The sequence below is a fragment of the Paenibacillus sp. IHB B 3084 genome (assembly GCF_001447315.1).
In the GTDB taxonomy this organism is placed as follows: Bacteria; Bacillota; Bacilli; order Paenibacillales; family Paenibacillaceae; genus Paenibacillus.
Genome location: NZ_CP013203.1, coordinates 974347 through 987601 on the forward strand (window position 1 = coordinate 974347; position 13255 = coordinate 987601).

15 protein-coding genes and 2 pseudogenes are annotated in these 13255 nt (G+C 44.9%); 6 read left to right on the forward strand and 11 right to left on the reverse strand.

All coding sequences use genetic code 11. The annotated features are described in order from the left end of the window. Nucleotides 1-34: 34 nt before the first annotated feature. The 4 genes from ASL14_RS04570 to ASL14_RS27240 all read right to left on the reverse strand — a co-directional run bounded on the left by ASL14_RS04570 (nt 35) and on the right by ASL14_RS27240 (nt 2507). Nucleotides 35-694 (reverse strand): MmyB family transcriptional regulator, encoded by a 660-nt coding sequence (locus ASL14_RS04570; protein ID WP_223264195.1) that lies wholly within the window; start codon nt 692-694, stop codon nt 35-37. Nucleotides 695-1031: 337 nt separating this feature from the next. Beyond that, nucleotides 1032-1457 (reverse strand): GNAT family N-acetyltransferase, encoded by a 426-nt coding sequence (locus ASL14_RS04575; RefSeq protein ID WP_134910615.1) that lies wholly within the window; start codon nt 1455-1457, stop codon nt 1032-1034. Between the two features lie 506 nt (nt 1458-1963). Further along, the gene (locus ASL14_RS04580; RefSeq protein WP_223264196.1) at nt 1964-2320 is read right to left on the reverse strand and encodes a hypothetical protein; all 357 of its coding nucleotides are present in this window, start codon (nt 2318-2320) and stop codon (nt 1964-1966) included. A 61-nt stretch (nt 2321-2381) separates the two neighbouring features. After that, complete coding sequence (locus tag ASL14_RS27240) at nt 2382-2507, reverse strand: NUDIX domain-containing protein (RefSeq protein ID WP_442953258.1); 126 nt, start codon at nt 2505-2507, stop codon at nt 2382-2384. A 121-nt stretch (nt 2508-2628) separates the two neighbouring features. Between ASL14_RS27240 and ASL14_RS04585 the strand changes: the two genes are divergently transcribed. The 3 genes from ASL14_RS04585 (at nt 2629) to ASL14_RS28760 (ending at nt 4065) form a co-directional block, all read left to right on the forward strand. Beyond that, complete coding sequence (locus ASL14_RS04585) at nt 2629-3204, forward strand: class I SAM-dependent methyltransferase (protein WP_134910616.1); 576 nt, start codon at nt 2629-2631, stop codon at nt 3202-3204. Between the two features lie 15 nt (nt 3205-3219). Then, nucleotides 3220-3825, forward strand: a complete 606-nt coding sequence (locus ASL14_RS04590; RefSeq protein WP_134910617.1) for a DedA family protein — start codon at nt 3220-3222, stop codon at nt 3823-3825. 189 nt (nt 3826-4014) lie between these two features. Continuing rightward, nucleotides 4015-4065, forward strand: coding sequence for a putative holin-like toxin (locus tag ASL14_RS28760; RefSeq protein ID WP_229716897.1), 51 nt, complete (start codon nt 4015-4017; stop codon nt 4063-4065). Nucleotides 4066-4216: 151 nt separating this feature from the next. Here the strand turns inward: ASL14_RS28760 and ASL14_RS27770 are convergent. Next, nucleotides 4217-4574: pseudogene (locus tag ASL14_RS27770) on the reverse strand (GNAT family N-acetyltransferase). Between the two features lie 263 nt (nt 4575-4837). Here ASL14_RS27770 and ASL14_RS04600 point away from each other — a divergent pair. Both ASL14_RS04600 and ASL14_RS29475 read left to right on the forward strand, forming a co-directional pair. Continuing rightward, entirely contained in the window at nt 4838-5128 is a 291-nt protein-coding gene (locus ASL14_RS04600; RefSeq protein ID WP_025684591.1) for a hypothetical protein, read from the forward strand. Nucleotides 5129-5289: 161 nt separating this feature from the next. Continuing rightward, nucleotides 5290-5379 carry a putative holin-like toxin gene (locus ASL14_RS29475; RefSeq protein WP_007429455.1) on the forward strand — a complete coding sequence of 30 codons (90 nt, stop codon included), beginning with the start codon at nt 5290-5292 and terminating at the stop codon, nt 5377-5379. A gap of 246 nt (nt 5380-5625) precedes the next feature. Here ASL14_RS29475 and ASL14_RS04605 read toward each other — a convergent pair whose 3' ends face one another. The 3 genes and pseudogenes from ASL14_RS04605 to recQ all read right to left on the reverse strand — a co-directional run bounded on the left by ASL14_RS04605 (nt 5626) and on the right by recQ (nt 10033). Next, complete coding sequence (locus ASL14_RS04605) at nt 5626-6096, reverse strand: NUDIX hydrolase (protein ID WP_134910618.1); 471 nt, start codon at nt 6094-6096, stop codon at nt 5626-5628. Nucleotides 6097-6195: 99 nt separating this feature from the next. Further along, nucleotides 6196-8085: a B12-binding domain-containing radical SAM protein gene (locus tag ASL14_RS04610; protein ID WP_134910619.1), complete on the reverse strand. Its 1890-nt coding sequence runs from the start codon at nt 8083-8085 to the stop codon at nt 6196-6198. 50 nt (nt 8086-8135) lie between these two features. Beyond that, a pseudogene (recQ, locus tag ASL14_RS04615) lies at nt 8136-10033 on the reverse strand (DNA helicase RecQ). A gap of 246 nt (nt 10034-10279) precedes the next feature. Here recQ and ASL14_RS04620 point away from each other — a divergent pair. Further along, entirely contained in the window at nt 10280-11326 is a 1047-nt protein-coding gene (locus tag ASL14_RS04620; RefSeq protein WP_134910620.1) for an RluA family pseudouridine synthase, read from the forward strand. An 87-nt stretch (nt 11327-11413) separates the two neighbouring features. Here the strand turns inward: ASL14_RS04620 and ASL14_RS04625 are convergent, their stop codons facing one another. From ASL14_RS04625 to ASL14_RS04635, 3 genes are all read right to left on the reverse strand, one after another. Beyond that, entirely contained in the window at nt 11414-12190 is a 777-nt protein-coding gene (locus tag ASL14_RS04625; RefSeq protein ID WP_223264197.1) for a hypothetical protein, read from the reverse strand. A 265-nt stretch (nt 12191-12455) separates the two neighbouring features. Next, nucleotides 12456-12782, reverse strand: coding sequence for a helix-turn-helix domain-containing protein (locus ASL14_RS04630; RefSeq protein ID WP_189338229.1), 327 nt, complete (start codon nt 12780-12782; stop codon nt 12456-12458). Then, nucleotides 12779-13231, reverse strand: a complete 453-nt coding sequence (locus ASL14_RS04635; RefSeq protein WP_134910622.1) for a hypothetical protein — start codon at nt 13229-13231, stop codon at nt 12779-12781. Before ASL14_RS04635 ends, ASL14_RS04630 begins: the two co-directional genes overlap by 4 nt. Nucleotides 13232-13255: the final 24 nt, after the last annotated feature.

Below are 13255 nucleotides of genomic sequence, written 5' to 3' on the forward strand. Positions count from 1 at the left end.
ACCAGGCACAAGGTCAGCATCAGGTTATTTTTGTTTATTTGAATGAAGCTTTCCCTTCCAAAATCGGCGTGTAGATACACATATGCATATCCGGATGGTCTGCAATACTCGCCAGAGAATTAATATCATATGAAACTACATCCACAGCACCAGGGATTTGAAAAGAAACGCGATTCACTTTTTTGAGCTGGATATTGTGCAGCTTCCACATCGTGTCAAACTCCGTACTCTCCACACGCAACTGCTCCACCGTTTCCTCAAACCAAGGATCTCCCCGATACTTGTCATAATAGGTTCTATAGACAGCGACCGAATACGACGCAAACTCTTCCCAGTTAATCATACGACGACGTAACCCCGGATCAACGAACAACAATCGGATCATGACGCGTTCAGAAACTGGCATGGAAGAAAAATCGATAATGACCTCATTCGCTGCGCTATTCCAAGCGAGCACCTCCGCCCTGTCATTGCTGATGAAGGAAGGATAGGACAATTGCTCGATAATATTCTGCCATTGCGGATTCAGCGTTGTTTGGATGGACGAAATGGCAACCGTCTCATTGGGATTCCACAATTGAATCAGATGTGCGCTCTCATCATCGGTTAACTGTAGTGCTTTTCCTATACTCTCGATAATCTCCTTGGAAGCTGTTACTTCTCTCCCTTGTTCCACATGTATAATAAGTTGCACTGACACCAGCCAGCATAGCGACTTCTTCCCGTCGGAGTCCCGGCGTTCTTCGCTGCCCCTGTGAACGTCTAATTCCTGCCTGTTCCGGCTGAAGTCGATTTCTGCGTGATTTCAGAAAAGCACCCATCGTTTTCGATTTACTATTTTCACTAGACATGTGCCACCTCTTCTCGGATCAATCACTATGTATACCATTTTACCTCAGCCGAATCTGTACATAAACATAACTAAAAGCGCGCCCAATAGCCGAATACTTTTTTCTCACCGTCACTACGAATCATTATTTTATGATGTTTTTCGATTTCCTTGATTTGAACGCGCATATATAGAGTCCTCACTAGATATTTTTCTTATAATAATAGTGCTTAAAGCCTCGGGGGGCATCATCAATGACGCCGATCACTTCATACCCATGCTTTTCATAAAAATCGGGGGCTTGAAAAGTAAACGTGTTGAGTTGTATAAAGGTACACTTTTTATCTTTGGCGATTTGTTCGATCTCACCAAGCAACTGTGAACCATAGCCCTTCCCTCTGTAGCTCTGATCTACCCACAAAATATCAACCTCCACCCAGTTCCAGCACAGCACACTTAACAGACCACCGATCACCTGACCATCGTCTTTTTTGAGGGTAAGATTAATCTCCTCATACCGGGTTCGGATATCCTCAGGTATGTGTTTCGCATTAAATTCAATCAATTTATTTCTGACAAATCGCGCTTCATCCTTACTGCTTCGACTCACTTGATTTTCCAATGTCATGGCATAGTTCCTCCAAATTAAAAATTTATCATCGCTTGAAATAGATATTCACGTTAAAGCTTCACCCTTGTTACTACCCTGCATTATTTCTATGATATATTAGTGGTATATTCTTTTTATTTGTGGTCAACATTTCCCTCTCGTTGCAGACTTAATCAAACGTCTGATTAATCACCCTTTAGACTCTCACATCCCATATGACGATGAGCCGCTTACAGACAGCGATATCCAAGCTATGAAGAATGCAAAAAAGAATTTGACAATGGAACAAGTTTCAAGTTAAAGGATTTTGAAAATGAATTACGAAATTGAATTAGGCTCTGATGCACAAAAATACTTATCCATAATGGAAAAACGTCTTCGTATACGCATTCTTGATCAACTCCATATCTTATCTGAAAATCCACGACATCCTGAGTTAAACATAAAAAAAATTGCAAGGTTATATTAACTGTGACTGTTTTATATTGTATAAATATTTCCATGTAAAGTCACCCTTTCATTTCTCAAGGGTTATATTTAGATACAGTAACAAGATAGAAGCAGGTTCCACCGGACAGGGTAATAGTTTCCCCATTCAACCAGCTATTTGCACTCGCACCTGCATCATAATAAATGGTGTGTCCGTTATCCACGATGTTGGAGAGTTTAGTGTCACTGTCTGTCAAAGAGGTCAGATAAGAATCTGCTGTAACGGCCCATTTGCTTGTTTTATCGAGATTTAACGCAACCGATTGGGCTGTGTTTTCCGAATTAATAGCACCTCTCAGGGTTGTCTTGTTTTTCAGATTAGCTGTAATGGAACTGAGTTTATCCGCAGTAATGCTGCCCGGCAATGTTTGATTGTTCGCGTTCAGCGTCACATTCGCCCAGTTAGAATCTGTACAGGTCTCCCTATAAAGAAATGAATCACAATCGAATGCTTCACATTCTGATAAACCCCGCAAAATCGGACAAGCTCACATCTATGCCCGTTTCTTCCTTGACTTCCCGAATAGCAGCCGTTCGAATCCCTCTTTCCCTGCTCCCTGGACTATAGTCAAGGAAAATCCCCGCCGCAGGACGGGGATATGAACCCTACTCCAGACAGGAGCAAGCAAAGGTATAATTTGTTACTCTTAGCAGAGAATAAACGAACGTATTCAGAAAATCGAAAGTAGGGGAACGGTTCATGATCCGTATTAGTCATTTGGTTCACGAGAGATTTCTGTTCTTATTTAAATTTTTTCATTCGCCAGCATATGTGGGTAGTATAACGCCAAGTTCCAGATTTCTAGCCAAAAAAATGATTGAGTCTATTCCATGGAGTGAAGTTCATACCGTTGCCGAGCTTGGTGCTGGTACTGGCGCAATTACCCAGTATATCCCGTCTGCTGCAAGGGAACAAACCAAGGTGCTGCTTTTTGAGAAGGATCAGACGATGAGACGAGATTTAAAAAAGAGATTTCCGAATTATCTTTGTTATTCCGACTCCCGTGAGCTTCAACTTGCTATGCAAAATGCCGAAATTGAACAGCTTGACTGCATTATAAGCGGGCTGCCATTTTTTAATTTTCCACAAACGATGCGGGATCAAATTGTAGATCAGATTCACCTGTCGCTCAAGGATCAGGGAATGTTTATTGCCTTTCAATATTCCAAGCAAATGAAGCAGCAGTTAGGGGAATGGTTTGATATTGAGGAAATCAAGTTTGTGCCCATGAACATTCCACCTGCTTTCGTCTATGTATGCCGGAAGAAAGCATGAATAGGGGGAGTCGTTATGGACGTTGAATACTTAATTTCCATCATCGAACAGTATGGCTATGCGGCACTATTTTTTTCCCTATGGCTCGGGATTGTGGGGCTACCCATTCCAGACGAAGTGATTGTGATGACTGGCGGGGCTGTAACCAGCATGGGAATACTTCAACCGTTACTCGCCTTTTTCATCGTATATCTAGGGGTTATATCGGGCTTGTCCTTAGGTTATGTATTGGGAAGATTCTTGGGTACAACCGTTCTGGATCGTTTACGACGAAAAAAGAAGATGGACAAGTACATTACACTTTCGGAAAATTTGGTACATAAGTATGGCAATTTCACCATTTGCATCAGTTATTTCCTGCCGATTGTCCGTCACATCATCCCTTATATTGTCGGGATCAATAAAATGAGCTTCAGGCGTTATGCTTTGTTCTCTTACTCAACAGGCTTGATCTGGACGCTAATCTTCTTTTTGCTCGGACATTTTTTCGGCGATCATGTACAAACCGCAGGAGAACTTATACATCGTTATGGCTTACAGGTCGCGTTGCTTCTTATGGTACTGGCCATTATATTTTTTATAATGAAATATGTTTGGGGGAGGAGAACAACAGAGGAGTAAAGGTTGAGTATAATGAGGGAAAGCTCTATTAGATTCAAAAAGACGTTTTTAAGTACTTTATTACTTTAATTATTCCTGATTTATGGTATACTTTTCTAATACAATATACGGCTATAGAGGGCGGTCGGCTAGTCTCCCAGAAGGGAGGTGATGCCCATGGAGGTCAAAGATGCTATCTCCTTAATGATCATGTTCGGCATGTTCATTCTGGCGTTACTTACCTACATGAAAAAGAAATAGACCGCCCTGACTAAGGAAAACGGTCTATTTCCGACCTTATCTTACGCGGCCGACTGCTCTTTATGCAGTTGTTGTATGCTGGAGCCGTGTTAGCGCACGGCTCCTTACTTATTCTTACCTCATTATAACCGATTTTATAACGTAATTACAGCTATAAAGTCAAATCATAATAATAAAATTCCTTGTCCCTGATATAGCTGTTTCTTTCATTGAGGCGTCTTATTATCCCTTCCTGTTGATAAACCCATTCCTTTGGCTCCAGTTAGCTTTTCATGTTTCTGAGCTGCATCCAATAATAATTGACCTACACTCTGTTTCGGTAAGCTTCACTTAAAAAATAAATCATTCAATATCCATGACTTTTCATCGAGATAGAAAAAAACGAAGGATACAATTGTGTAAATCCGATCAATTTATCTTCTTCTGCATCCTTTATGATAAAGATGACAGATTCCATTGCGACAAAACGCTCGCGCTCCCTCGATATCCGATTCCAGTTTATAAAATATTCGGTATTGATCAAACAATTCTGCGATTTTATCCAGATTTTCAATGGTAGCTTTTCTGACAAAAATCTGTTTAGAAGGAATAATTTTCCCTTTTTTAAGTCTATCTAAGAATGTTCACAAAATGTTCGATATTTCCCTATTGATTTGATGTCACTATGATGTCACCTTTCGGTATACCAGATCGCTATGTAATGATACAATATTTACATGATAATTTTTAATAGCGTGTTAAAAATATTTTTCATCCCGGAGGTTTGCAAGTCATGTCTAATTCTTTAGAGATATTAATTGAACCCATCATCAGAAACCGATTAGAAAAATTGTATAGCATGCTTTCCAAAAACACACCAGAATACAATCAATTTTCTATGGAATGTAACCAATACTTCCAGCAAATTCGTGAATCCGTTCCTGAACATCTCGAACACACACTATTCTTATATGAAGATGCTCAAATCTCTCTTCAATCTATTTTGGAGAACCAAATATATTTACAAGGATTTAAAGACGCCATACAATTTTTAGATGAATTGCGCGTATCTTATACCGACTAATAATTACAATCTAAACCTATTTATCTCAAATAGAAAACAAACACCTAGAAACAGACGTTTTCATTTTTATCCTTTTTAGCAAGACTATCCATATGATATACTATAAACTAACAACAGAATGGCTTAGATGGGCGGTCGGCTAGTCTCCTGCAAAGGAGGTGATGCCTGTGGAGGTTAAAGATACGCTGATGTTGATGATTCAGTTTGCAACGTTGGTGATCTTGATTATTTCCTTCAACAAAAAGAAGTAGACCGCCCTCAGCAAAGGTAAACGGTCTACTTCAGCGCCTTTGTTAACACAGCCACCGCCCTTATAAGCGGCTGTTGTCAAAGAGTGAGGATGTTGGAAGCATCCTTACTCTTTTTAGTATATACCTATTGGCTATAGTTTATCACAGGAAAAACCATATTGCCAATATGGAAAATCTTTTATTCAGGCACCCAAATGTAAGATTGCCCACCTAACATTCTCTATTCATATATCAGATGACAGCATTTCATCCCAAATTTTTTTTTGAAAGCAGGGTTATTTGTAAAAAGCGTTGAATAACGGGGATATCCGGAGGACTAATTTCATCAGGAAGTTGGTCGAGATCAAAAAATCTTAATTCCTTGACTTCATTTGGATCTTCCTTTAGCTCGCCCGTATATTCGGTGCAAATATAGGCTGTAACGACATTGTATACTTCGTCCCCATGCGGGTATTTATAGTATAATTGCGGCCCGGAGAATACATCCAATAGAGTAAGGCTACCCGCCTTCAGTCCTGTTTCCTCAGCTAATTCTCTTACCACGACCTCTTCCATAGATTCTCCCGGTTCCAATGACCCGCCTGGCAATCCCCACAAACCATTATCTGTTCGAAGTCCTAGCAGTAATTTGTTTTCATGAAGTAATAGCACGCAAGCGCCTGCCATGATTAAGGGTCTGGTACCTACCACTTTTCTTAAATCCATAATATAGCCCAATCTGATCACTCTTTTCATTCGTCAAAAGAAGGCACCGACTCTTGTGTTGTCAAGAACGATGCCTTCTGATGTTTAGATGTCATTTGTACCTTATTCCACTTAAATCGCTGCAATTTCCTTGCCTATCGGCATGGTGTAGTACAGTGGCTTTTGCTGTTCGTTTTGCTGGTAAACTACGAGTAGCAACGTTCGGCCTTCAGCGGTCAAAGGGCTGCCGCCACTCAGAATATGATCCAGCCGGAACGGCAGAACATCCAGCACAGCGTGCTTTTGCAGTTCCTTTTCACCCAGCTTCAAGGAAGCGAAAGACGGAATCACCTCGCGGTATGGCTGCGGCTGCGGACTGTCCGAAACGGAATGGCCATCTGTAGCATGAGAAGCAGGTGCAGCAGTTTGCGTCGCATCTGCCACAAAGTCTGCAACCACAGGTGACAACAGCGCATCCGGGTGCTGGAGAGCCATTTTCATATAGCTGGACCAATCGTCCTTCTCCAAGGCGTGTTCCCACCAGATTTTACGCGGCTTGTATTTATGGTTCAGGAAATAGTCGAGCTTCATCAGCCCAAGCACCATATCCATTCGCTTCGTTCCGCGTGATTCAAGAAAGGACTGGAGACGCGTGAACAGGTCTTCGAGCTGGTGGCCGATTTTTTGCCAGCCTTGTCCCTCCCAATAGTCTCCGAACTCCTGAAAGAAATCAAAGGCGGACGCAAATTCGCGCTCGATCAGATAGTTCACCGTATGATCCATACGATGGGAGTTCCAGTATTTCTCCAGCACATCTTCCAAACGTTTGAGCCGAACGATATCGGCAAAGGAAAGGACGTCATTGCTCAGCATTTCATAAGGCGCAACGTCCATGTACGTATAGTTGTACTTGTCTGCGTCGATGCGCAGCCCCGTGCCACGCAGCATTTTGAGGAAGCCGAGCTGAAGCTCTTCCGGGCCGAGCGCAAAAACGTCATTAAACGTTTTACGGAACGTGTTGTAATCCTCCAAAGGCAGGCCGGCGATTAAATCGAGATGCTGGTCGATCTTGCCGCTTTGCTTGACCTTCGTAACGGTACGGGAAAGCTTGGCAAAGTTCTGGCGACGCTTGACCAGCTCATTGGTCGGATCATTCGTCGACTGGACGCCAATTTCAAAGCGGAATACGCCCGGCGGCGCGTTTTCCGCCAAATAATCCAACACCTCGGGACGCATAATATCTGCCGTAATCTCAAACTGGAAGACACATCCGCGATGGTTTTCAATGAGAAACTTGAACATTTCCAGCGCATAATCGCGTTTAATGTTAAAGGTCCGATCCACGAACTTGATCAGGTTGGCTCCGTTGTCGATCAGATACAGAATATCCGACTTCGTGCGCTCAATATCGTAATAACGGACCCCTACCTCAATACTCGACAGACAGAACTGGCAACTGAACGGGCAACCCCGACTGGTTTCAAAATAAACAACCCGTTTGCCTAATTCCGGTATATCCTCTGCAAAGCGGTACGGTGACGGCAGCTCGTTCAAGTCCGCCTTTGGACGGCCCGGCATCTGAATGACCTCTTCTCCCTTGCGGTAGGCCAGTCCATATACAAAATGGTACTTTTGCGTACCCTCAATCTCCTGAAGCAGTTGATGAAAGGTTTCCTCCCCCTCACCGACAACGATAAAATCCACATTCGGCAGGCGTTTCATCCAATGGTCGGTATCGTAAGAGACTTCCGGGCCACCGAGAATGATTTTGACCTCCGGCATAATCTTTTTCAACACATCAATGACTTTAATCGTCTCTTCAATGTTCCAGATATAGCAGGAAAAGCCGATGACATCCGCTCCCCGCTGAAACAGGTCGGATACGATGTTCATCACAGGGTCCTTGATCGTATACTCCGCCAGCTCAATGTCAAAGTCCTTTTCACTGTAGGCTTTGAGGCACCGGATTGCCAGCGAGGTATGAATATATTTTGCGTTTAACGTTGATAAAATGACTTTCATAGGTCACAACCTTTTATAGTTTGCATGACGCCTCATATCTTTTAGTATAGCTATTCAAAATCCTCGTACACATCGTCCGCATAAATCTCATCTTCACTCACCGTTCCCCCGGCATTCCCCTGATTTTGAAAAAAATCAAGGAACAGCTTGCCGTACTTGCGGAACTTCACTTCGCCGACACCCTTGATTCGTAGCATATCCGCCTCAGATTGCGGGTTCGCTACACTCATCTCACGCAGCGTAGCATCATTAAAAATGATATAGGACGGCACATGCTCCTGCGCGGCCAAATCGCGGCGAATCAGGCGCAGTTGCTCGAACACCGTTTCGTTGACTGCCGCTGGGTACGCATCGCGTCCCTGTCGTCCACGTGAGCCTGTCCCACCTGCAAAAGCTGTGGCATGTCGCACCACACGCTGCATGACTTCGCGCTGACCTTTCAGCACTTCAGCCGCAGGCTGCTGCAAGCGGACAACCGGATATTGTCCCTCAGACAGCAGCAGGTAGCCTTCCGATACAAGGACGTTAATAATTTCAGAAATTTCTTTTTCCGTCCGATTGCCCATTACACCATAGGTTGGCAGGCTGTCAAAGCCATACTGTAGCACTTTTTTGTTACGCGAGCCTTTCAATACCGAGGCTACCATCGAAACACCAAAACGTTCCCGCATGCGATGAATACATGAAAAAATCTTTTGCGCATCAATGGTCATGTCTACCAGTTCCCGTTCATCCGTACATGAGCTGCATGTGCCGCAAGCCTCATGCTCCTCTGCCTCGCCAAAATACTCAAGCTGCGCCGTACGCAAGCAGCGAGTCGTGTAGCAATAATCAACCATCTGCTGGAGCTTACGGTAGTCGTTGCGCTTGCGGTCCTCATCCTGCGGATTTTGCTCGATCAGGAATTTCTGGGTCACAATATCCTGCGGTCCGAACAGCAAAATACATTGGCTCGGATCGCCGTCACGTCCTGCGCGTCCCGCCTCTTGTACGTAAGCCTCCATATTTTTAGGCATATTGTAGTGAATGACGTAGCGCACGTTCGATTTGTCGATCCCCATGCCGAAGGCGTTAGTCGCTACAATGACACGAATATCGTCGTACAGGAACCCTCCTGGCTGTCTGCCCGTTCCTGATCGGTCATCCCGGCATGATAACGCCCAGCCGCCATTCCCGCATCCCGCAGCCGTTGGTACAGGTCGTCCACGTCCTTGCGTGTTGCTGCATAAATAATGCCCGATTCGCCGTCATGCTCACGCGCATAATTCAGCAGAAAGCTGCGCTTGTCCTCCCCACGCAGCACACTGAACGCCAAATTTGGCCGTCCCAGGCCCGTGACGAATGTCTCCGGCTCACGCAGGCGAAGCAGCCGCACGATGTCGTCCATGACCTGCGGTGTCGCCGTTGCTGTAAATGCCGCTACAATCGGGCGCTCGTACAGCCCATCCACGAACGGAGCCACCGCCAGATAACTGGTACGGAAATCATGTCCCCACTGGGATACACAGTGCGCCTCATCGACCGCAACGCAGGAAATCGGCAACTGCGCCATCTCATCGCGAAACCAGTCCAGCTCCAGCCGCTCCGGTGCAACATATAGCAGCTTCAAATCTCCATTCCGTGCAGCACGTATGCGGTCGTTCACTTCCCGGCCACTCAGCGTACTATTAATATAGGCAGCCGCAATCCCCATCGTGGTCAGCGCATCCACCTGATCCTTCATCAGCGAGATCAGCGGTGATACAACAATCGTCAGCCCATCATGCAGTAGCGCAGGAATCTGGTAGCATATGGATTTCCCGCCGCCTGTCGGCATAATGCCCAGCGTATCGTTGCCCTCCAGCATACTGGCGACAATTTTCTTCTGGCCTTCCCGGAAATCGGGATAGCCATAAAATTTTTGCAGTAGATCCTGCGCCCGTTCCAATGTTGGTGCTTGTACACTCATAGTTTCAAAACCCCTCATATTTCTGGCGTCCTCGACGCATATCGGCTTATCTTTCGTTACCCTTTAGTTTACCGGGGTTCAGGGCAATGTTCAACCGCTGGAAGTCCATAGGCATAATGTATAATGAAATTCTTATCGAACCCTTCTACCATGGCGTTTGCTGTTTTCTCATGATATAGTGAACACGGTGCCGCAAGTTTGTCCATTACTATGATGAGACACGGTACCAAGAAGGAGAAAGAACCCATGAACAATCGTAAACCCAATCGAAAAAATCATACAAAATCCACGCCAAACACAGGCAACGCCAAGCGCAGCCACAAACCCGCCGGAAAATCCGGCTCACATAGACCCGAAGCACGGGGCAAAACGGGCGTTTTTGATAAAAATGCTGCCCGAGAGCACGGTAAACCGGAAAAAAACATTGCAAAAACATATATTGTACAGGAGCCTGCCGAGCTGTTGAATTTTTTGGTAGAGCATGTGTCTGGCATGGGCCGCAATTCCATTAAATCAGCGCTGGCCCGTGGACAGGTGTCCGTGAACGGCATTCCTCGTACCGTGTTCAATTTTCCGCTGGAGCAAGGTCAGACCGTGGCCCTCTCCAAGGAAAAGATCACTCCCGTTGTGCCGCTGACCGGGCTGCGTATTTTGCATGAGGATGAGGCCATTATTGTCATCCACAAGGATGCCGGGCTGCTGTCCGTCGCCTCTGCGCAGGAACAGGAAGTAACGGCATACCGTCAGCTTACGGCACATGTGCGACGTGAACATCCATACAATCGTATTTTTGTGCTGCATCGTCTGGATCGTGATACATCTGGAGTCATGATGTTTGCAAAAAGCGAAGCCATACAGCAGGAAATGCAACAAGCGTGGAAGGAAGTTGTATATGAACGAACGTACATCGCTCTCGTAGAAGGACAGGTTAAAAAAGCTGCGGGCACCATCACCTCATGGCTAAAGGAAAGCAAGACGTTGAAAATGTACTCCAGCCCATATCCGAATGACGGACAGCACGCCGTTACTCATTACAAGCTGCTACAGGCCAATCGGCATTTTTCCTTGCTGGAAGTACGTTTGGAAACCGGACGCAAGAATCAGATTCGCGTTCATATGGAGGATATCGGCCATCCGATTGTCGGAGATAAAAAATACGGCTCTAAAGCCAAATCTATCGGCCGCCTCGGCCTACATGCTCGGGTACTGTCGTTTATTCATCCCGTCACTGGAGTATTGCTGCGGTTTGAATCTGACATTCCTAAAACCTTTTTAAATCCGTTTCGAGAGTAGACTTACGTAAAACAGGCAGGAATAATTGGAGTGGAAGAAATCTACGGGGAATCAGGGGCTGTATGATACAGCTCCCTTTTTTATTCATTAAGCGGTATTCTTTCGGACACCATTGGCCGTTTTCATCAGCTCGTCCCAAATGGAAATGGGTGCATTGCAAACAGGACAATTCAGCCAACCGTTTAAGTAGGGTAAATGCGCTAAAAGGTTGTTTTCCTCAATTTTTTGGGCATATTGGTATAGCCACTGTAGATTCGAGCCTTTATGGTCCAATGAGCCGGATTGGATCGAATAGGGAACCAGACTGTTTGAATTTACCGGATCTTTATCGTAAGCCACCAGAACATCACTCTGTTCAACAGGCCAAATATAGAGCGGGGTTCCGCAATGCGGACAATCCAGCGTATATTCATCCCCAGTATCAAAGCTTTGAAGCATAAAAGCTACGCACCGATAACCCTGAAAGGCAGCAGCCGCAGCCAAAACATATCGTTTGCCGACATTTCCTTCGTGATCCTTGGCATACAATACCATTTCCTCGGTCAATTCGGTAAGCCGGACAATGGCTTGCTGGTATTGTTCATATATATACTCAGCCAGACCTGCATCCAGTTCTACCTGATCCCTTGCAAATTCCAACGGAACTTTTGAATGTAAGGGATTAACATTTTTCGCTTCAAATATTCCGCAAATGTTATAAATATCTGCTCGAATACTTATATCAGAACTGCTTAACGCAATATCTACGAGGTACGGTACAGCCGCAAAGGTACATGTATATAACGTATTTTGGTGATATAGTTCCTCCCAATACAAGGTGTCAGCTATTTCGCCGTCATATCCGGCTTGGAGCTGCTTCAACATTTCCGGGACGTATTGAGAGGAACCATAGGGCCTTGGAGCAAAGCCCAGGCCGGATCGGACAAAGCCAGCATCTTGAAACTCCTTTCACCGTTTTACTTTCAGTGTAACATGGCATGGTATTGTGAAATCCTTTTTGCTATCAAATTCATTTTAACTTCATAATTCTCAGCTTCTTACGTTTATTTTATTATACGCTTGGTTTTAGCTGAAGTTTCTTTTTTCATTTTATGCAATGCCCAAAGTCACTATCCTTACAAGTCTATAATCATATTCGGTTAAGTTTACGGTATTGTGAAGGTGATATGTGTCTTCTGGCGGAAAAAACCCGACTAAAATAAAATCCGTTCAGGTATCCGCATTTTTCCGCAATATCATCCAGCGTATATTCTGTCTCCAGCAATAAAGTCTGGGCCTTCTCCAGACGCAGTGAGGTCACATACCGGATGGGTGTCAAGCCCACCGCCGCTTGAAAGCGCCTCGTGAATTGCACCGAACTTAACCCCAAACAAGCAGCCGTTTCTTTGATGGACAATGGCTCACATGCATGTTCCTGAAAATAGTGAAGCGCACGTTGGATCAACGGGTCATTCACCCGATTCGTACGTTCCTCCGTGCCCCTCTGCTGGCTCTGCTCCAAAACAGAAAAAACAAATCCTCCAGCAGATGATTTTTCCATGTTCGGACATGGCTGCTATCATCCAGCGCGTTCGCACATAAATAACGGCAATTCGATAGAAAGCGATCCTCATCTTCTTTATCCAAAACAGCATGGATTGATGCGCCAATGCTACTGGCTTCAGGGAGTGAAAAACGAAAAAAGTGGAAGCTCAGCGGCGTTAGGATTTTACGGTGGAATACCTCTTCGGGCGGACAAAGAATCAAGGACCCGGCTTTCGCCTCCCCACGGTGTTCCTTGATAGTATAAGCAAACTTTCCTTCTTCAATTACATAGGCAATCCAATACGCGTCAGTATCAAACGCCAACTGAAAAAATTCTTTCCGCTTCCAATATACATGCTGATGAATGTGTACCCCAAACACGGGCGTTCACCACCTTCATTTTCC